Raw genomic sequence first — 18,187 nt, forward strand, 5'->3', positions numbered from 1 at the left:
TCGATGCTGCTGTACTGGTATCACTACAGCCACAACGGCCGCCGTATCGAGGTGGAAACCGACGATGACTCCATCGGCGGCCATTTCCTGCACCTGCTGCACGGCGAGAAGCCGTCGGCACTGTGGGAGCGCGCCATGAACACCTCGCTGAACCTGTACGCCGAGCACGAGTTCAACGCCTCGACCTTCGCCGCCCGCGTGATCGCCGGCACGGGTTCGGACATGTATTCGTCGATCAGCGGCGCCATCGGCGCGCTGCGCGGCCCCAAGCACGGCGGCGCCAACGAGGTCGCGTTCGAGATCCAGAAGCGCTACGACAACCCGGATGAGGCCCAGGCCGACATCACCCGCCGCGTCGAGAACAAGGAAGTCGTGATCGGCTTCGGCCACCCGGTGTACACCACCGGCGACCCGCGCAACCAGGTGATCAAGGAAGTGGCGAAGAAGCTGTCGAAGGATGCCGGCTCGATGAAGATGTTCGACATCGCCGAGCGCCTGGAAACGGTGATGTGGGACATCAAGAAGATGTTCCCGAACCTGGACTGGTTCAGCGCGGTGAGCTACCACATGATGGGCGTGCCGACAGCGATGTTCACGCCGCTGTTTGTGATCGCGCGTACCTCGGGCTGGGCCGCGCACATTATCGAGCAGCGCATCGACAACAAGATCATCCGCCCGAGTGCCAACTACACTGGCCCGGAAAACCTGAAGTTTGTGCCGATTGGCAAGCGCAAGTGAAGCCGGGCCAACTAGCCCCCTTCGATAATGTAACCAAAGACCAGAGCACTACGCCGCCCTGGGCAAATCGTAGAGAATAGCGGCGGAATTTGTCCCGGCGCCGCCCGATTTGACGGCGGCGAATGAAACATAAACCGATTTCAGTATCCGAAAGGCACTCACAAAATGAAACATCTTGTCCTTGCCGCCTGCATCGGCGCATTCAGCCTGACCACCGCGACCGCCGTGATGGCACAGGAACCTGCCAAGAAGACCACCACCAAGAAGGCTTCGAGCAAGAAGAAGGCAGCTGCCGGGACCGCCGCGGCGGCCGGCGCTGCTGCCGCGGTCACGCCGAACGGCGAAAAATGGCAGTGTGAACTGGGCAACAACCTGTATATCGCCGGCGACATGCTGCGCGACGAGGTCCTGACCGTGCACTGGCAAGGCCGCGACTACAAGCTGCCGCGCCAGCCCACGGTGACCGGCGCCGACCGCTACTACGACGCCCGCACCGGCCTGGACCTGGTGGTGATCCCGAGCAAGGCCATGCTGTTCAACAAGAACCTGGGCCAGCGCCTGGCCGACGACTGCCAGAGCGCCGCCATGCAGGCCGGCGCCGCAGCCCCGACCCAGGCCGGCGGCCTGCGCGCCCCGGCCACCACCCCGCTGCTGGTCACGCCCCCGGGCGGCCCGACGCAGGTGCCGGAAGGCGTCCAGCAATCCGCAGCGCCCAAGCAGTAAGTCCGTACCGGGGCGCTGGCGGCCGCTGAATTCCGGCCGCCAGCGCCCTTTTTTGCCTTGCCGGGCGGTCAATCCCGGGCGGGCATGCTGTGGGGCCGGTGTCGTTGCGGCCAGCGGGATGCCGAGCCGGGTGGCGCCAAAGCCGCGCGGCGGTTAGAGTATGCAGTTGCAGTGCGCTGCCGGCCTCGGACCGCGGTCAAATGCCGCGGCAGCGCACCGGGGTCTTGATTCAGGTCCGAGCCAAATGCCATCGCATCATCCTTCGATCGGAGTACGGCAATGCCCCACAACCTCAAGAACACGCTAAAAGAATTCAAGATCGGCTCTTCCGGCAAGGGCCAGTATTACTCCCTGCCCCAGTTGGGCGAGGAGCTGGACGTGGCAATCGGGCGCCTGCCGGTGTCGATCCGCGTGGTGCTGGAATCGGTGCTGCGCAACTGCGACGGCAAGAAGGTCACCGAAGAGCACGTCAGGCAACTGGCCAGCTGGAAGCCGAACGCCGAGCGCGTCGACGAGATTCCCTTCGTGGTGGCCCGCGTGGTCTTGCAGGACTTTACCGGCGTGCCGCTGCTGGCCGACCTGGCCGCGATGCGCAACGTCGCCGAGAAGATGGGCAAGAACCCCAAGAAGATCGAGCCGCTGGTGCCGGTGGACCTGGTGGTCGACCACTCGGTGCAGGTCGACCATTTCCGCGAAAAGAAGGCGCTGGACCTGAACATGCAGCTGGAATTCCAACGCAACAACGAGCGCTACCAGTTCATGAAGTGGGGCATGCAGGCGTTCGATACCTTCGGCGTGGTGCAGCCGGGCTTCGGCATCGTGCATCAGGTCAACCTGGAATACCTGGCCCGTGGCGTGCACAAGAAAGACGGCGTCTACTACCCGGACACTCTGGTCGGCACTGACTCGCACACCACTATGATCAACGGCATCGGCGTGGTGGGCTGGGGCGTCGGCGGCATCGAGGCCGAGGCCGGCATGCTGGGCCAGCCGGTCTATTTCCTGACGCCGGACGTGGTTGGCGTGGAACTGAAGGGCCGCCTGCGCGAAGGCGTCACCGCCACCGACCTGGTGCTGACCATCACCGAGATGCTGCGCAAGGAAAAGGTCGTTGGCAAGTTCGTCGAGTTCTTCGGCGAAGGCACCGCTAGCCTGGCCCTGCCCGACCGCGCCACCATCGGCAACATGGCGCCGGAATACGGCGCCACCATGGGCTTCTTCCCGGTGGACGAGAAGACCATCGACTACTTCAAGGGCACCGGCCGCACCGAAGAGGAAATCGCCGCGTTCGAGGGCTATTTCCGCGCACAGAAGATGTTCGGCATTCCCAAGGCCGGCGAGATCGACTACAGCAAGGTGGTGACGCTGGACCTGGGCACGGTGGCGCCGTCGCTGGCGGGCCCGAAGCGCCCGCAGGACCGCATCGAGATCGGCAACGTCAAGAGCACCTTCGCCTCGCTGTTCAGCAAGCCGGTGGCCGAGAACGGCTTCAACAAGGAGGCGGCCGACCTAGACCGCGCCTACACCACCACCGACGGCCTCGAGGTGAAGAACGGCGACGTGCTGATCGCCGCGATCACGTCCTGCACCAACACCTCCAACCCGAGCGTGCTGCTGGGCGCCGGCCTGCTGGCCAAGAAGGCGGTGGAAGCCGGCCTGACAGTGGCGCCGCACATCAAGACCTCGCTGGCCCCGGGCAGCCGCGTGGTGACGGAATACCTGACGGCCGCCGGCCTGCTTCCCTACCTGGAAAAGCTGGGCTTCGGCGTGACCGCCTATGGCTGCACCACCTGCATCGGCAACGCCGGCGACCTGACGCCCGAGCTGAACGAGGCCATCACCAAGAACGACCTCGTGGCCGCTGCCGTGCTGTCGGGCAACCGCAATTTCGAAGCCCGCATCCACCCGAACATCCGCGCCAACTTCCTGGCCTCGCCGCCGCTGGTGGTGGCCTACGCCATCGCCGGCAATGTCACGCGCGACCTGATGACCGAGCCCGTGGGCAAGGGCAAGAAGGGCCGCGACATCTACCTGGGCGATATCTGGCCGACCTCGGAAGAAATCCACGCACTGATGAAGTACGCGATGGATGCCAAGACCTTCAAGGGCAACTACGAACAGGTCAAGAAGCCGAGCAAGCTGTGGGCCGGCATCAAGGGCACCAAGGGCCAGGTGTACGACTGGCCCAAGTCGACGTACATCGCCGAGCCGCCCTTCTTCCAGGACTTCAGCATGCAGCCCGCCGCCACCAGCGCCAGCGTGCGCGGGGCGCGTGCGCTGGGCATCTTCGGGGATTCGGTGACGACCGACCACATCTCTCCGGCCGGTTCGATCAAGGACACCTCGCCCGCGGGCAAATACCTGCTGTCGCACGGCGTGCTGAAGGCCGACTTCAACAGCTACGGTTCGCGCCGCGGCAACCATGAAGTCATGATGCGCGGCACCTTCGCCAACGTGCGCATCAAGAACCTGATGATCCCGCCCAAGGCCGACGGCTCGCGCGTGGAAGGCGGCATCACGCTGCACCAGCCCACTGGCGACGAAATGTCGATCTACGATGCCGCCATGAAGTACGTTGCCGAGGGCACGCCCACGGTGGTGTTTGGCGGCGAAGAGTACGGCACTGGCTCGTCGCGCGACTGGGCCGCCAAGGGCACGCAGCTGCTGGGCGTGAAGGCCGTGGTGGCACGCAGCTTCGAGCGCATCCACCGCTCCAACCTGGTCGGCATGGGCGTGCTGCCGCTGCAGTTCAAGGGCAATGACAGTGCGCAGACGCTGGGCATCACCGGCAACGAGACCTTCGACATTGAAGGGATCGAGGGCGACCTGAAGCCGCAGCAGGACGTGGTGCTGGTGATCCGTCGAGCCAATGGCGACGAGCAGCGCGTGCCGGTGCTGCTGCGCATCGATACGCCGATCGAGGTCGACTACTACAACCACGGCGGCATCCTGCCGTTCGTGTTGCGCCAGCTGCTGGCCGCCTGAGATCCACCTGAGGCGCCCGCAGCCTGCCAAGGCTGACGCCGCCTGCCTGGCCCCGTTGCGAGGCCCAGGCAGGCGGCGTTTTTCATTGGTGTCCTGCGCCCCTTGCATCACCCCGAACGAAGTCGGGCGAGTGTAAGTTCCACGCAAGCCAGTACTGCCACACTGTGTTCCACAAGAACAGCGGTCGCACGACCGGAAGCCGGGTCCGCCCGGCATCATCCAGAATCAGGAGACACCATGGTTAAGATCCTTATCGCATTCGTCGTGGTTGCCGGCGCGGCCCTCTACCTGCTGACCAAGGGCGGCAGCGACGTTTCCATGTCCGGCGAGTCGCACAGCGTCGAGAGCCACGCGCCCGCGGCCCCTGGCGCCGCTCCGGCCCAGAAATAAGCCGCACGCCCGGGCGCGTCCGCACAGGCTGCACGCATATAGCGGCCTGCGTGTCAACGCAACGAGTAGAATACCGTTTTACGCATAAACGGACGGTTTCTTTCTATGGCAGGTTTTCGCCCCAAGGCTTCCCCACGACTCTCCCCTGACGCCGAGCGTCTGGTGGCCGATGCGCTCGCCCTCGACGCTTCGGGCAGCCGCATGGAGGACGCGTACTGGGAACGGCGGCTCTCGCAGCGCCTGGGCCGCCTGCTGAAGAACGGGAGCCAGACCGCGCTCGACGCGGCGCTGGAACACCTGTTCAAGCACAATGCAGACGCCTCCGACGTACTGGCCGAGCAGGCCGAGACGCTCGCCGAATCCGCCACCATCGAGGTCGACGGCCAGCGCTATGACGCGCTGCTGATTGCCGCCCCGATCCTGGCGCACACGCGCTACGCGATTCCCTCCGGCTCGCTCAAGCCGGAGCTGGCGCAGACGCTGGCGGTGCACCTGCAGGCACATGTGCTGGCCACCGGCACCAAGGTCTCGCTGTCGCCCTACCTCTACAGCATCGACCAGCTGCCACGCACGCACAGCGACACCTTTGCGCTCACGCACAAGCTGGCCGCGGCCGCCCTGGCCGGCACGGTACCCAAGGTCGACCTGCGCGACCTGCCCGAGACCGCGCCGATCCTGGCCGATCCGCGCTACCTGCTGGCCGTGGTGGTGGCCCCGCACGAGCAGGCGCTGTTCCGCTGGCAGGAAGACGCCAAGGATCACCACGCCGAGCGCTCGACCTGCCTCGACCAATGGCGCACCCAGGTGCAGCCGTCGGTGGCGCTGCTGCTGCCGGGCTGCGAGTTCGAGCTGCTGCTGCCTGACGCCTTCTTCCTGTCCTGCCGCGAGTCCGACAAGAGCATCCGCCCGCTGACCGTGCGCGCCGCGGTCAACTACCTGTGCGGCACCCTCGACATCTCCGCCGGCCAGCTGGCCGCCGTGGTGGCTGCCTTCGGCGAGGAAGTGGTCGAGGAATACCGCGTGGGCTTCACCATGCGCGGCGAGAAGGATGTGATCTACGGCATTGTGTGGCCGGTCTACGGCCGCGAAGCCGGCGAGGTCGATGCCGACGAAAAGGGCAACCCGCTCGAGCAGATCTGCGAGGAACTGCGCAACGCCGGCGTGGAAGACATCTTCCGCCACGCCGCGCTGTTCGATCCGGAATACTGCGAGGACTGCGGCACGCCGCTGTACGCGGACCGCAACGGCGAGATCGTGCACGCCGAACTGCCCGAGGACGCGCCGACGCAGCAGCCGCTGTTCCACTGACGCATCCGGCTGCGCCAGGCAAAAAGACGGCCCGCATGCGCGGGCCGTTTCTCATTGGCGAGCCGCTCAGGCGGGCTTGCGCTCGCTGACGCAGCGCCACAAGCCATGGCCCGATGCGCCGTACTTGCGCTCGAACGGCGTCATCGGCTGCGCCGGCGCCCACGCCTCTACCTGCGCCGGGCGCCCGACCAGCGCCAGCGCCTGGACAAACTCATCGATATAGATGCGCCAGTTGCTGCGGCACTCCAAGTAGTCGCCGCAGGCAGCCAGCGCCGGGAACACCGCATGGCCCTGCCAGCGCCGCCCCAGGTGGCCGATCTTGGGCCACGGGTTCGGGTACAGCACGTAGTGGCGCGCCACCGGCACGGCCTCGGCCTGCAGCAGGCGCCAGGCATCGACCAGGTCGGCCCGCGCCCAGCAGAAGTTGGCGGGCATCGGCGCCTCGCCCCACCAGTCCTTGCCGGCGGCCAGGCGCTTCTCGGACTGGTCGATGCCGATCACGAAGTGGTCCGGGAACGCCGTCGCCAGCCGCAGCGTGCTTTCGCCCACGCCGCAGCCCGCATCCAGGATCAGCGGCGCGCCGCCGGCCTGCTGCCAGCTTTGCAGCGCCGCGCCGAGCTCGCGCCGGCTGGCTTCGCCGATGGGCTTGCGGAACGGCTCGGCCAGGTGGCGCGCGACGCGCGCGGCCAGGTGTTCGTGGACATCGGACTGGGCCGAGACAATGGTGCGGGAATTGGCAAACATGGGCGCCATTCTAACGGCGCCGCCCCGCATCGGCTTGGCAGCCCGCGCCAAAGGCTGCAACCAAGCCACTTTAGCGGCACAATGCGGGACAAACCCGCCTGAGAACCCGGCCGCGCCCGCGCGGACCCGTACGAGGAGCCAGCCAGATGACACCGACCCACGCCCTGCCGCCGCAACGTCCGCCCCGCCGCCCTGCCCGCCGCGCCGTGCTCCATGCCGCCACCGCGCTGGTGCTGGCCAGCGCCGCCTTCACGCTGCTGCCGGCGGGAGCCGCCCACGCCGAAGACCTGCGCATCGGCCTGGCGGCCGACGTGACCTCGATGGACCCGCACTGGAACAATTCCGGCCCCAACAACGCCATCGCGCTGCATGTGTTCGAGTCGCTGGTGTTCATGGACAAGAATGCGCGCTACATCCCCGGCCTGGCGCTGTCGTGGAAGCCGGTCAACGCCATCACCTGGGAGATCAAGCTGCGCCCCAACGTGAAGTGGCACGACGGCTCGCCCTTTACCAGCGAGGACGTCAAGGCCTCGCTGGAGCGCCCGGAGAAGCTGGTCAACAGCCCGGGCTCGTTCACCAGCTACACCAAGCCGATCGCGCGCATCGACACGCCCGACCCGCTGACGGTGCGCCTGACCATGAGCGTGCCCAATTACGCCAACCTGGCCAACGACCTGAACAGCGTGCCGATCATGCCGAAGAAGGTCGCCGCCACGCTGACGCAGGCGGACTTTGATTCGGGCAAAGTCATGATCGGCACCGGCCCGTTCAAGTTCGTGCGCTTTGCGCGCGGGCAGGAAATCGTGATGGAGCGCAACCCCAACTACTGGGGCCCCAAGCCCGAGTGGGACCGCGCCATCTTCCGCATCATCACTGACAACGGCGCGCGTTCGTCCGCGCTGCTGGCTGGCGATGTCGACGTGATCGAGAGCGTACCGTCGGCCGACGTCGCCAAGCTAAAGCAGAACCCGAAGTTCAAGATCGAGCAGCAGGTGTCGTGGCGCACCATCTTCTGGCAAATGGAGCAGTCGCGCGACAACCCGCCCTTTGTCACCGACAAGGCCGGCAAGCCGCTGGGCAAGAACCCGTTCAAGGATGCGCGCGTGCGCGCCGCAATCAGCAAGTCGCTGAACCGCGACGCCATCGTCAGCCGCATCATGGAAGGGCTGGCGGTGCCGGCCTCGTCGATCGTCTCGCCTCAGATCTTCGGGCATCCCGGCACCAAGCCTGAAGCCTATGACCCGGAAGGCGCGAAAAAGCTGCTGGCCGCCGCAGGCTACCCCGATGGCTTCGGCCTGACGCTGCACGCCACCAACAACCGTTACCTGAACGACGCCGCGGTGGCGCAGGCCACCGCCAGCATGCTGACGCGCATCGGCATCCAGACCAAGGTGGAGACGTTGCCGGTGGCGGCCTACTTCACGCGCGCACGCCAGGGCGAGTTCGCCTTCCAGATGCTGGGCTGGGGTTCGGCCGCGGCTGACGTGGCACTGCGCTCGATTACCGGCACGCCCAACCCCAAGACCGGCTATGGCACCTGGAACTGGGGCAAGTACAGCAACCCCCAACTGGACCAGCTGATCGAGAAGTCGCTGACCACCGTCAGCAGCGACAAGGCCCGCGAAGAGAATGCCCGCATCGCGGCCAAATTTGCGCTGGCCGACCACGCGATCATTCCGTCGCACAGCCAGCTGGCGATGTGGGCGATGAAGAAGGGACTGAAGTACGAGGCGCGCACCGACGAGTGGTCGCTGGCGCAGTTCTTCCACAAGGAGTGAGTGCGGCGCTGCCTGCAGCCGCTCTCCCGCGCAGCGGGAGAGCGGCAGTTCCTCAGATCTTCAACTGCTCTTCCTGCCGCACATTCGCCGCGCGCAGTTTCTGCACCCAGTCGCGCGCCGGCAGGCCGGTGGTCTTTTCCACCACCTCGGCACGCCCCTCCAGCGCTTCCCACGACACATCAATATCCGGCCCGTTGAAGGCCATCGCGATGATGTTGCCGTCATGCACTTCCGGGAACACCAGCACGCGGTTGTCAAAGGCATCGCAGATGCGTTCGATATTCTTCGGAAAGCTGTCGTGGTCGCCGAACAGGTTGATGGTCATCACCCCGGGTGCCTTCAGCGTGCGGCGGCAGGCTCGGTAGAACGCGGTGGTGTCCAGCACCGGGCCGCGCGCGGTGGCGTCGTACAGGTCCACCTGCAGCACGTCGATGGCGCTGGCGTGGGTGCCGTCCATGACGTAGTCCCAGGCATCCTGCTCGCGCACGGTCAGGCGCGCATCGTCCTCGCGCAGGCCGAACATGCTGCGCCCGGCGATGATCACCGCGGGGTTCAGCTCCACCGCAGTCACGCGCGCTTGGCTGAACTGGCGGTGGCAGAACTTGGTCAGCGCCGCGGCTCCCAAGCCAAGCTGGACCACGTGGAATTCTTCAACGGAAGGCGACAGGAACAGCAGCCAGGCCATCATCTGCTGCGCGTATTCCAGCTCGATCGCATCGGGCTTGCGCAGGCGCATCGCGCCCTGCACCCACTCGGTGCCGAAGTGCAGGTAGCGCACCCCTTCCATTTCCGAGAAGGTCACCGGCGCGAAGCGCGGCGTCATGCGCTTTTCTTCGCGTGCCGGCGCCTCGCCACGGCTGCGGGTGCCACGTGCCGGACGGCGCGAGGCCACGGCTTCAATCGATTTGCGTTTCAGTAGGGTCATGTTGTCGAGAAAGGCGTTCAGCACCCGTTCCAGCATGGATGGGGACAAACGCGGATTACTTGCCCAGCGCCGACTGTGCGCGCTGCAGCCATTCGCGGTTGTGTTCGCGGGCGTGGCGCGGCCAGTGGCGGGCGTCGTGGACGATATCGGCATAGAGTTGCTGCGCGCGTTCGCGGTCGGCGGCGTCGGGCTGCGCCGCCAGCCAGTCGGCAAAGAGGCAGCGCGGCGCGGCATCGCTGGCGCTGGTCAGCGCCTGCTCGAACGCGGCCCGCGTGCCGGATGCACCGGTGGCCGCCAGCGCGCGCGCAAACAGCAGGGCCGGATCGGGCTGCTGGCGCGACTGCGGATTGGCGGCGAACAGCTTCTCCAGCGTTGCCAGCGCGCCGGCGGCATCGTTGGTGGCGAACTGCGCCTGTGCCAGTCCCTGCAGTAGCGCCGGATCGGTCGCAAACGGTCCGTTGGCCGCTGCCTGGTAGTGCTGCAGGGCTTCCGACGGCTGCCCGGCCGCCAGCAGCGCGGCGCCCAGGCGCATGCGGTGCGCCACCGTCGGGGCGCGGTCAAAGTCTGAGCGGGCCTCGCGCACCGCGCGGTTCGGATCGACCAGTTGCGTGATGGCACGCGTGGCCGCACGCGCGCCGCGCGACTGGCGCAGCGCGGGCAGGTAGATCGCGAAGAAATACACCACGCTGCCCAGCCCCGGGAACAGGAACAGGATCAGCAGCCAGTACATGTTCTGGTGCGTGCGCACCGCGTGCACCGCAAAGAACAGTGCGACGATGATATGGATGCTGATGCCGAAGATACGCATAGGGAATTCACCTTTGAATCAATGGCCGGCACGCCGGCCGCCGGCATTGTGACAGAAAGGCAGGGCGCCGGGTTTCAGCCGCCCGCCGCAATGCCGGCGCCGGCCGACTGCAGCCCCGCCACCGCCTGCGGCGTCAGCACGGCCTCGCCATTGACCGCACGCGCCACCAGCGCATCGGCCGCCTCGATGGCAATGCCCTGTGCGCTGTACCAGGCATCGTCGTAATAGGTGTTGCCGTAGCGCTCGCCGCTGTCGCACAGCAGGCTGACGATGGCGCCGCCCTCACCCGCCGCGTGCATCTGCTGGGCCAGGTACAGCACGCCGACGAAATTGGTGCCGGTGGACCCGCCCACGCGGCGCCCGAAGCGCCCGGCCAGGTAGCGCATGGCCGCGAACGAGAGCGCATCCGGCACCTTCAGCATGGCGTCGATGCAGGTCGGGATAAACGAATGCTCCACGCGCGGCCGGCCGATGCCTTCGATGCGCGAGCCCTCCGCCAGGGACAGCTCCGGCTGCGGCTTGCCCTCCAGGCAGCTGCGGAAGTAGTCGAAGAACACCGAGTTCTCCGGGTCCGCGCACAACACGCGGGTCTGGTGGCGGCGATAGGCCACATAGCGCCCCAGCGTGGCGATGGTGCCGCCGGTGCCGCCGCTCGATACCAGCCAGGCCGGCACCGCATGCTCTTCCTGCGCCATCTGCTTGAAGATCGACTCGGCGATATTGTTGTTGGCGCGCCAGTCGGTGGCGCGCTCGGCGTAGGTGAACTGGTCCATGAAATGCCCGCCCGTCTCCTGCGCGATGTGGCGCGAGGCGGCGTAGATCTCGGACGGGCTGTCCACTAGGTGGCAGTGCCCGCCGTAGAACTCGATCGCCTCGATCTTGGCGCGCGAGGTGCCCGCCGGGATCACCGCCACGAACGGCAGCCCGAGCAGCCGCGCAAAGTAAGCCTCGGAGATTGCCGTCGAGCCGCTGGATGCCTCCACCACCGTGCTGCCCTCATGCAGCCAGCCGTTGCACAGCGCGTACAGGAACAGCGACCGCGCCAGCCGGTGCTTGAGGCTGCCGGTCGGATGACTGGACTCGTCCTTGAAATAGACGCGGATGTCAGGGTAGCCCGGCAGTTCCAGCGGGATCAGGTGGGTGTCGGCGGAACGGTTGAAATCCGCATCGATCTTGCGGATGGCCTCATGGGTCCAGTCGGAAAGTGGCATGGCAGTGTTCCGGGCAGGCCGGGCATCGGGACAGACCGTCAGGATGCCAGAAGCGCACGCCACAAATCCAGTTTCCGGGATGGGCAGGCGGCCTGGCACAACCCGCAAAGGGCGGTTTCTCCACAACCGCGGGACCAGGCATGGCATTTCCTGTCCGGATGCAGCCACCGGCGCGGGTGCTGGGATATGATAATAGGACTAACATCATATGTGACTGCAACAGATGTCCCCGATGTCCGCGATACCCGGGAGCACCCGCCACCTTGCCCGCCCCAGCCAGCCGACCGGTCCCGCTCCCCGGGTCCTGCATTGCGCAAGGCTGCCGTGATCGAGGCCACCCTCAACATCGCCGCCGGCAAGGGTTTCCAGGGGCGTGGCTCGGCGCGCGTGAGCCTGGTGGCCGGCCGCTATGCCAACCGCATCGTGCTGGTCACGGACTCCGGCTCGGCCGATGCGCATGACGTGATGGCCGTCATGCGCCTGCGCACGCCGCCAGGCACCGTGCTGCGCATCCAGGCCGACGACCCGGACGAAGTCGCCGCGGTCTGGGCCATCGCACGAATATTCGGACCAGGGAACGGCCAGCCATGAGCGAACGCAAACCGGACGCCGGCACTGGCATCGCCGCGGATAGCGGCCGCACGTCCTTTGACTCCTATATGCGGTTCCTGGCCGAAGCCCCGCGTGACGGCACGCCCGTGGTGCTGGAGACCGAGACCGCCCTGTCGCTGCACTTCGACGTGCTGGCCACGCAGAGCTTCATGTCGCGGCGCGATCCCGACCGGCTGGTGCTGGGCTATACGCGCACCATGATGGGATTCCTGCTGCTGCATCCGTCGCCGGCACGGATTTCGGTGATCGGGCTCGGCGGAGGCTCGCTGGTCAAGTATTGCTACCGGCACCTGCCTGCCACGCGGGTGGTTGCTGTCGAGATCGACCCAGCGGTGATCGCACTGCGCGAGCGCTTCCGCATTCCGCCCGACGATGTCCGCCTGCAGGTGGTCTGCGCCGATGGCGCCGAGTACGTCAGGGGCCGGGAAGCGCGCCCCGAGGTCATCCTCGTCGACGGCTTCCTGGCTGACGGCATGCCGCTGCAGCTTGGCTCTGCCGGCTTCTACGCGGCCTGCCACGCGAGGCTGGCCGACGACGGCGTGCTGGTCGCCAACTTCCTGGCAAGCGACCGTGGCATGCCGCACTACCTGGACGCGGTGCGCGCCGTGTTCGGGGTCTCGATGTCGGTCGCGCGCGCCGAGGACAGCTGCAACTACACGTTGTTTGCCTGGAAAGGCCAGCCCCGGCTGCCGTCGCTGCAGACGCTCCTGGCACGCGCACGGGTGCTGGAAGCCGTGCATGCGCTGAAGCTGACACCGACTGCCCGCCGCATGAAGCGCGGCGAGGCAGTTGCCGCCGACCCCGACGCCTGGCACGCCCTTGCCCGGCCGCCCCGGCACGCCCTGTAGCGGCAACGCAGGTCCTCCGCCTCCCTTTCCAATCCGCCAGACGCCGCCCCATCGCCATGCCGATCCTGTACCTGCGCAAACTGACTGGGAAGCGGCGCAGCCCCCACGCCAACCGGCACCTGGCCGGCTACCCTGCTTTGTCGCAGGCGCCATCAATGCCGGCGGCTTCCTGGCCGTGCAGCAATACACCTCGCATATGTCCGGCGTGGTCTCAGCCATGGCCGACAACCTGGCGCTGGGCAGCTTCGCGCTGGTGCTGGACGGGGTCGGGGCGCTGCTGTCGTTTCTCGGCGGCGCTGCGTGCTCGGCGGTGCTGGTCAACTGGGGGCGGCGCGAGCGGCTGCACAGTGAATACGCGCTGCCGCTGGCGCTGGAAGCGGGACTGCTGCTGTGCTTAGGCCTGATCGGCGGCAACCCTGGGGCAGCACCAGTGGCTGTTCGTGCCAGCCACGGTGATGCTGCTGTGCTTCATCATGGGGCTGCAGAATGCCATGATCACCAAGCCCTCGAACGCCGAGATCCGCACCACCCACCTCACTGGCATGGTTACCGATATCGGCATCGAGCTGGGTAAGCTGTGCTACTGGAACGCAGCCGCGCCGGCACGCACGCCATCAAGCACACAAGCGCGCCCCCTGCCCCGCGTGCTCGCCGACCGGTGCAGCGCCTGCTGGTGGTGCTGGTCACGCTGTTCTTTGCCGGCGGCGTCGCCGGCGCGCTGGGGTTCAAGCACCTGGGTTTCAGCGCCACGCTGCCGCTGGCCGTGCTGCTGGCGCTGATCGCAGTGCCGCTGACCGACGACCTGCGCAGCCGCTGGCGCACAGGCTCACTGCCGCGCCTGGCGGCGCGGACGCGGCAACGCGTGCAGGCGGGCGCGCTACACCGGCGGCGCTAGGCGCCGTCTAGCGGTACACCAGCACCGGAATCTTGCTGTGCGTCAGCACCTTCAGGGTTTCGCTGCCGATCAGCATGCCCTGGACCCCGCGCCGCCCGTGCGAAGCCATCACGATCAGGTCGCAGCCCATCTCCTCGGCCGTCTTGATGATGGCCTCGTAGGGATGGTCGTTGACGACGTATGCCGTTTCACAGGGCACGCCTGCGGCGCCGGCTTCGTCGGCCAGTCCGCGCAGGTAGCGGGTTGCTTCTTCCCAGGCTTGCTTCACGTAGGTTTCGCGCGTGCCCTCCAGCATCTCGACCTGGTAGGTCAGCACGTGGTAGTTCGGACAGACCCGCACCGCGGTGGTACGCGCCCCCATTTCCCGCGCCAGGATCAGGGCCTTGCGGAATGCCGATTCAGACAGGTCGGAGCCATCGACCGCCAGCAGGAGATGCTTGAACATGATTGCCTCCTTGCCTGCATAGTTGCCGGCTAAGGCGCTCACTTCCGATGCGTCGTCGCCATGCGTCCGAAAGTGCGAGCCCCGCAAGGCGCACAGGGAGCGACCGATACCTCCGGTTTCGAATGATTCGTCGCTCGACTCCAGTATAGGTGCGCCATGGCCCACGGCAATCCGGCATGCGTCACATGCGCACGGGTGGATTCAATACCAGCGATTTGCGAAGCCGTTGGCTGGCTGCGGGCCGCGTCAGGCCCGACCAGGGTCGCGCCGGATCGTTGCGCAATCCTCCGTCAGCCATGCGGCGACAGCCTCGACCACCGCTTGCGGCGCTTCCATGGTGATCATGTGCCCCGCATCCTCGATCACTTCAAGCCGCGCCGCCGGGATCCGCTCGCGCATGTCCACGTGGCTGTCCAGCGGGTTCCAGTGATCCTGGCGGCCGTCGGGCAGGTAATGGCCGGCAGCAGCGCCGATGCGTCCGGACGCCCGAGCAACGCCCGCACCTGCGCACGCGCGTGGGTCCGGTGGACTTCAGCACCGCGTCCGTGGATGCCTCGCTGGAGTTCGGCGACGGCCAGCGGCCGGGCCTGCATAACGATTTCGTGGTGCCGCTGCGGTTGTCGCCCTATGCGGCGCCGTCATGGGTGGCCGCGCATGGCCAGGCGATCGACGCCGGCACGCCGCGGTCGGCGCTGATCCAGCACCTGACGCTGTCCGACGCATGGGAAGGCTGGTTCGCACGGCAAGGCATCAAAGCCAGCCCCGGGCCACGAAGGGCCGCGCTACGAGGTGATGTCGATGGCGTTGAACGCCACCGTGGCGGGGATGGGCGTGGCGCTGCTGCCCTCCTACATGACCGGGGACCTGCTGGCGGTCGGCAAGCTGGAGCGCCTTTCCGACACAGCCTGGCAACATCCGAAGGGCCTGGTGTATCCGCCGGCGTCGGCACAGATGCGGGCGCTGAAGGTGTTTCGCGACTGGCTGTTGCAGCAGCACGAGGCAGGTGCCGCCGAAGGAAGCCTGAAGGCCTAATGCCGGTCGGCATACGCGCGAGTCTCGCGCCGGGCTAAGCGGATTTCCTGATGTGTGTGGCTGCGCTGACTGAGCTAGCATCCTATGCACCATCCCTCTTCATGCCCCGCCATGCGTGACTTCAAGCGGTTGCTATCGTGCCTGCTGGCTGCATTGTGTGCTGCTTGTGCACAGACGATGCCTCAGCCCTCCGGTCCGCTCGCATTCAACGCGGCGACGGTAGGAAGCCCGGGAAGCCGCGCCACGGCAGAACTGTACCGGCCCGAGGGCGCCGGCCCGTTTCCCGCGGTCGTCGCGCTGCACGGCTGCGATGGCGTCAGCCCGCACTACCGGACCTGGGCACGCCGGCTGGCCTCGTGGGGCTATGTGGTACTGCTGGTGGACAGCTTTGGCCCGCGCAACCTCAGGACGGTATGCAACCATGGCCGGGACGTCCCCCCCGAGCTGCGCGCGCAAGATGCACTGGGCGCCGCCGCTTACCTGCGCGCGCGGCCGGACGTGGTGGGGAGCCGCATCGGCGTCATTGGCTTCTCGCACGGTGGCTGGACTGTGCTCAAGAGCGTGCTCGCCAGCGATGCCGGAGTCGAGGTCACCCACCCCTTCGCCGCCGCCGTGGCGTTCTACCCAGGCTGCGAGATGCCCCGCTCCGTCCTGCTCACCGACACACTAATCCTGATCGGCGACGCCGACGACTGGACGCCCGCCGCGCGCTGCGAACGCTGGCGCGATATCGTTATGAAGCACGACCATACGGTCGAGATGATCGTGTACCGCGGCGCCGTACATGGCTTTGACACGAGCCGTCCGCCCCATGCCTTCGCCGGGCACATCGTCGGTCAGGATCCCGCTGCCGCCGAAGATGCCATCGCGCGGACGCAAACCTTTTTCCGGCAGCGCCTGATGGCGCCGTAGACAGTTGCTCCGGGCGCAACCAGCGTGAGCTATGGCATAGATATTGCGTAGAGGACACACAGGCCAACGGCGGCCTTGAAACAGATTGGCAAGCCGCGATGACATGCTCCGAAAAGGAGCATCCCGGGCAACGACGCCCCGAAGCGAATGGACCACGAACCGGACAACCGGTTCGCAGGCATCGCGCTTCGGGGCGCTTTGGCTTTGCCGGTCAGCGCGGTGCGCGTCTGCGTCGACACTACCTGCAAGGCATGGCATGAACGCTCTCTCTACTCAGTCACCCGAGACCGAGATGTCCGCCGAAACCATCGGCGCATCGGTCAACCTTTCCGGAAGGCAGCGCATGCTGTCGCAACGGATCGTCCTCCAGATGCTGCTCGCTTCGCGGGGGGACACTGCCGCGCTCGATATCGCACGCAAGCGCCCGTCAATGTTCGAGCCGGGGCCAACCAGAGTTTGATGCGGAGACGCCCTTGAAACGTTACCTCTGTTCCTTCTGCCTGATTGTCTGCAGCGTCCTGTCCCTGGCCGGGACCGCTTCCGCCGAAACGCTGACGATCAACGCGGCGATCAACAAGGCGGGCCGCCAGCGCATGCTGTCTCAGCGCATGGCCAAGGCTTACTGCCAGGCAGGCCTCGGCGTTGAAGTCGAACGTTCAAAGAAGATTCTCGAACAGTCCGCGGCGCTCTTCGACAAGCAACTCATGGAGCTGAAGGCGTTCGCGCCCACGCCTGATATCAAGGACACCTACGCCAGGCTCGAGCAGACATGGATTCCCTATAGACAGTTGCTGTCCGGCGGCGATCCGAATCCCGATAGCGCGAAAACCATCGCAAGAATGAGCGAGGACGTGCTGAAGCTTGCGCAACAGGGAACCCTCCTGCTCGAGAAACATTCTGGCACCGCGACGGGCAAGCTGATCAACGTTGCCGGCCGCCAGCGGATGCTCTCGCAGAGAATCGCCAAGATCAGCATGTTCCGCGCCTGGGGAATTACCTCCCCCCAGATGGCGCAGGATCTGGACACGGCTACCAGGGAATTCGCAGCCGCGCAGGAGCTCCTCACCTCGGCGCCGCAAAACACCGAGGCAATCCGTCGCGAACTGCTGCTTGCCGGCTCTCAGTGGCTGTTCTTTGAAGAGGCACTCAACCAGACCGGGGTCAGTCGCGCGGAACAGTTGAGAAACATCGCCACGACCAGCGAGCGTATTCTTCAGGTGATGGATGACGTCACCGGCATGTATGAAGGGATGCCCAGGTAACGTGGGTGCGTGAACGAGCTATGCCAGATGCTGCTTTACAGACAGCCACGCCTGCAATGCCTGCCAGGCGCGCAGCTTTTCCGGGTAGGACAAGGTATGAGCGGGACTACTGGATGGAAGCTTGATGGTCCGGTGATGGTCGTCATGCTGCCCGAGTACCTTCAAACCGATACGCGCAGCAGTGCCGCCATTGAAGGCGATGACAGCCAGCCTGGGTAGTGATTCGATCAGGCTCGCCAGGTCGTTGCCGGCGTGATCCCGGATGTTGCTGTCCAGGCTGCCCTCACGCTTCGCTTGCGCCACCACGTCCCACAGACCGACGTGATGCGCCAGAAGCGTTTGCAGCCGCGCGGCATAGTCCATGTGGACCAGGTCTTCACCCAGAACATCGCCGGTCAGGCGCCAGAACTGATTCTGCCGATGCGCGTAATACTGGCTTTGCGCCAGTGACGCCTCGCCCGGCAGGCTGCCAAGAATGAGGATGCGCGTGCCGGCGTCAACGACAGGCGGGAAGCACCGCTTCAGCGTCATCGGTCACGCGCTCCGTTACAACACATTGAGATGGGAATCC

General features: G+C 66.3%; 18 protein-coding genes and 2 pseudogenes. 13 read left to right on the forward strand and 7 right to left on the reverse strand.

The features are described 5' to 3' along the window. The 5 genes from AC3WL8_RS12370 to AC3WL8_RS12390 form a co-directional block, all read left to right on the forward strand. Window positions 1-738: citrate/2-methylcitrate synthase (locus tag AC3WL8_RS12370; RefSeq protein ID WP_492378321.1), on the forward strand; the 738-nt coding region annotated here is incomplete at its 5' end. A 165-nt stretch (window positions 739-903) separates the two neighbouring features. Then, on the forward strand, window positions 904-1,461 hold the full coding sequence (locus AC3WL8_RS12375; protein ID WP_211979981.1) for a hypothetical protein: 558 nt from the start codon (window positions 904-906) through the stop codon (window positions 1,459-1,461). 279 nt (window positions 1,462-1,740) lie between these two features. Continuing rightward, window positions 1,741-4,446 (forward strand): aconitate hydratase AcnA, encoded by a 2,706-nt coding sequence (acnA, locus tag AC3WL8_RS12380; protein WP_211979982.1) that lies wholly within the window; start codon window positions 1,741-1,743, stop codon window positions 4,444-4,446. Window positions 4,447-4,683: 237 nt separating this feature from the next. Continuing rightward, window positions 4,684-4,836 (forward strand): hypothetical protein, encoded by a 153-nt coding sequence (locus AC3WL8_RS12385; RefSeq protein WP_013957430.1) that lies wholly within the window; start codon window positions 4,684-4,686, stop codon window positions 4,834-4,836. A 105-nt stretch (window positions 4,837-4,941) separates the two neighbouring features. Then, on the forward strand, window positions 4,942-6,144 hold the full coding sequence (locus AC3WL8_RS12390; RefSeq protein WP_013957431.1) for a DUF2863 family protein: 1,203 nt from the start codon (window positions 4,942-4,944) through the stop codon (window positions 6,142-6,144). Window positions 6,145-6,210: 66 nt separating this feature from the next. On the opposite strand, the gene trmB is transcribed toward AC3WL8_RS12390, so the two are convergent. Beyond that, entirely contained in the window at window positions 6,211-6,897 is a 687-nt protein-coding gene (gene trmB / locus AC3WL8_RS12395; RefSeq protein ID WP_211979983.1) for a tRNA (guanine(46)-N(7))-methyltransferase TrmB, read from the reverse strand. Window positions 6,898-7,034: 137 nt separating this feature from the next. Between trmB and AC3WL8_RS12400 the strand changes: the two genes are divergently transcribed. Continuing rightward, window positions 7,035-8,666 (forward strand): ABC transporter substrate-binding protein, encoded by a 1,632-nt coding sequence (locus tag AC3WL8_RS12400; RefSeq protein WP_211979984.1) that lies wholly within the window; start codon window positions 7,035-7,037, stop codon window positions 8,664-8,666. A gap of 52 nt (window positions 8,667-8,718) precedes the next feature. Here AC3WL8_RS12400 and AC3WL8_RS12405 read toward each other — a convergent pair whose 3' ends face one another. From AC3WL8_RS12405 to AC3WL8_RS12415, 3 genes are all read right to left on the reverse strand, one after another. Continuing rightward, the gene (locus AC3WL8_RS12405; protein ID WP_211982292.1) at window positions 8,719-9,591 is read right to left on the reverse strand and encodes a class I SAM-dependent methyltransferase; all 873 of its coding nucleotides are present in this window, start codon (window positions 9,589-9,591) and stop codon (window positions 8,719-8,721) included. A 55-nt stretch (window positions 9,592-9,646) separates the two neighbouring features. Further along, entirely contained in the window at window positions 9,647-10,399 is a 753-nt protein-coding gene (locus tag AC3WL8_RS12410) for a tetratricopeptide repeat protein (protein WP_211979985.1), read from the reverse strand. A gap of 74 nt (window positions 10,400-10,473) precedes the next feature. Then, a complete protein-coding gene (locus AC3WL8_RS12415) occupies window positions 10,474-11,610 on the reverse strand; it encodes a PLP-dependent cysteine synthase family protein (RefSeq protein WP_211979986.1) in 1,137 nt (378 codons plus the stop codon). Between the two features lie 324 nt (window positions 11,611-11,934). On the opposite strand from AC3WL8_RS12415, the gene AC3WL8_RS12420 reads away from it, so the two are divergent. The 3 genes and pseudogenes from AC3WL8_RS12420 to AC3WL8_RS12430 form a co-directional block, all read left to right on the forward strand. Then, window positions 11,935-12,201, forward strand: coding sequence for an HPr family phosphocarrier protein (locus tag AC3WL8_RS12420; RefSeq protein WP_249221186.1), 267 nt, complete (start codon window positions 11,935-11,937; stop codon window positions 12,199-12,201). After that, window positions 12,198-13,070, forward strand: coding sequence for a spermine/spermidine synthase domain-containing protein (locus AC3WL8_RS12425; RefSeq protein WP_211979988.1), 873 nt, complete (start codon window positions 12,198-12,200; stop codon window positions 13,068-13,070). Before AC3WL8_RS12420 ends, AC3WL8_RS12425 begins: the two co-directional genes overlap by 4 nt. A 56-nt stretch (window positions 13,071-13,126) precedes the next feature. After that, window positions 13,127-13,929, forward strand: a pseudogene (locus tag AC3WL8_RS12430) (YoaK family protein); the annotation flags it as partial. Between the two features lie 43 nt (window positions 13,930-13,972). On the opposite strand, the gene AC3WL8_RS12435 reads toward AC3WL8_RS12430, so the two are convergent. Beyond that, window positions 13,973-14,410, reverse strand: coding sequence for a universal stress protein (locus AC3WL8_RS12435; protein ID WP_211979989.1), 438 nt, complete (start codon window positions 14,408-14,410; stop codon window positions 13,973-13,975). 246 nt (window positions 14,411-14,656) lie between these two features. Further along, on the reverse strand, window positions 14,657-14,815 hold the full coding sequence (locus AC3WL8_RS12440) for an alpha/beta fold hydrolase (RefSeq protein ID WP_211979990.1): 159 nt from the start codon (window positions 14,813-14,815) through the stop codon (window positions 14,657-14,659). A gap of 393 nt (window positions 14,816-15,208) precedes the next feature. Here AC3WL8_RS12440 and AC3WL8_RS12445 point away from each other — a divergent pair, with 393 nt between their 5' ends. The 4 genes and pseudogenes from AC3WL8_RS12445 (at window position 15,209) to AC3WL8_RS12460 (ending at window position 17,616) form a co-directional block, all read left to right on the forward strand. Continuing rightward, window positions 15,209-15,442: a LysR substrate-binding domain-containing protein gene (locus tag AC3WL8_RS12445; protein ID WP_211979991.1), complete on the forward strand. Its 234-nt coding sequence runs from the start codon at window positions 15,209-15,211 to the stop codon at window positions 15,440-15,442. A 111-nt stretch (window positions 15,443-15,553) separates the two neighbouring features. Further along, window positions 15,554-16,354: a dienelactone hydrolase family protein gene (locus tag AC3WL8_RS12450; RefSeq protein WP_249221187.1), complete on the forward strand. Its 801-nt coding sequence runs from the start codon at window positions 15,554-15,556 to the stop codon at window positions 16,352-16,354. A gap of 103 nt (window positions 16,355-16,457) precedes the next feature. Then, window positions 16,458-16,793, forward strand: a pseudogene (locus AC3WL8_RS12455) (chemotaxis protein); the annotation flags it as partial. A gap of 34 nt (window positions 16,794-16,827) precedes the next feature. Then, a complete protein-coding gene (locus AC3WL8_RS12460; protein ID WP_013957446.1) occupies window positions 16,828-17,616 on the forward strand; it encodes a type IV pili methyl-accepting chemotaxis transducer N-terminal domain-containing protein in 789 nt (262 codons plus the stop codon). A gap of 18 nt (window positions 17,617-17,634) precedes the next feature. Here the strand turns inward: AC3WL8_RS12460 and AC3WL8_RS12465 are convergent, their stop codons facing one another. Beyond that, a complete protein-coding gene (locus AC3WL8_RS12465) occupies window positions 17,635-18,147 on the reverse strand; it encodes a DNA-deoxyinosine glycosylase (protein ID WP_153953657.1) in 513 nt (170 codons plus the stop codon). Window positions 18,148-18,187: the final 40 nt, after the last annotated feature.

The organism is Cupriavidus sp. FW305-F7 (assembly GCF_058782875.1).

Bases quoted from the DNA above. Each gene is read 5' to 3' on its own strand.
- AC3WL8_RS12375 (WP_211979981.1), top strand. From the start codon at position 904: ATGAAACATCTTGTCCTTGCCGCCTGCATCGGCGCATTCAGCCTGACC.
- acnA (WP_211979982.1), top strand. From the start codon at position 1,741: ATGCCCCACAACCTCAAGAACACGCTAAAAGAATTCAAGATCGGCTCT.
- AC3WL8_RS12385 (WP_013957430.1), top strand. From the start codon at position 4,684: ATGGTTAAGATCCTTATCGCATTCGTCGTGGTTGCCGGCGCGGCCCTC.
- AC3WL8_RS12390 (WP_013957431.1), top strand. From the start codon at position 4,942: ATGGCAGGTTTTCGCCCCAAGGCTTCCCCACGACTCTCCCCTGACGCC.
- trmB (WP_211979983.1), bottom strand. From the start codon at position 6,897: ATGGCGCCCATGTTTGCCAATTCCCGCACCATTGTCTCGGCCCAGTCC.
- AC3WL8_RS12400 (WP_211979984.1), top strand. From the start codon at position 7,035: ATGACACCGACCCACGCCCTGCCGCCGCAACGTCCGCCCCGCCGCCCT.
- AC3WL8_RS12405 (WP_211982292.1), bottom strand. From the start codon at position 9,591: ATGACCCTACTGAAACGCAAATCGATTGAAGCCGTGGCCTCGCGCCGT.
- AC3WL8_RS12410 (WP_211979985.1), bottom strand. From the start codon at position 10,399: ATGCGTATCTTCGGCATCAGCATCCATATCATCGTCGCACTGTTCTTT.
- AC3WL8_RS12415 (WP_211979986.1), bottom strand. From the start codon at position 11,610: ATGCCACTTTCCGACTGGACCCATGAGGCCATCCGCAAGATCGATGCG.
- AC3WL8_RS12425 (WP_211979988.1), top strand. From the start codon at position 12,198: ATGAGCGAACGCAAACCGGACGCCGGCACTGGCATCGCCGCGGATAGC.
- AC3WL8_RS12435 (WP_211979989.1), bottom strand. From the start codon at position 14,410: ATGTTCAAGCATCTCCTGCTGGCGGTCGATGGCTCCGACCTGTCTGAA.
- AC3WL8_RS12445 (WP_211979991.1), top strand. From the start codon at position 15,209: ATGGCGTTGAACGCCACCGTGGCGGGGATGGGCGTGGCGCTGCTGCCC.
- AC3WL8_RS12450 (WP_249221187.1), top strand. From the start codon at position 15,554: ATGCGTGACTTCAAGCGGTTGCTATCGTGCCTGCTGGCTGCATTGTGT.
- AC3WL8_RS12465 (WP_153953657.1), bottom strand. From the start codon at position 18,147: ATGACGCTGAAGCGGTGCTTCCCGCCTGTCGTTGACGCCGGCACGCGC.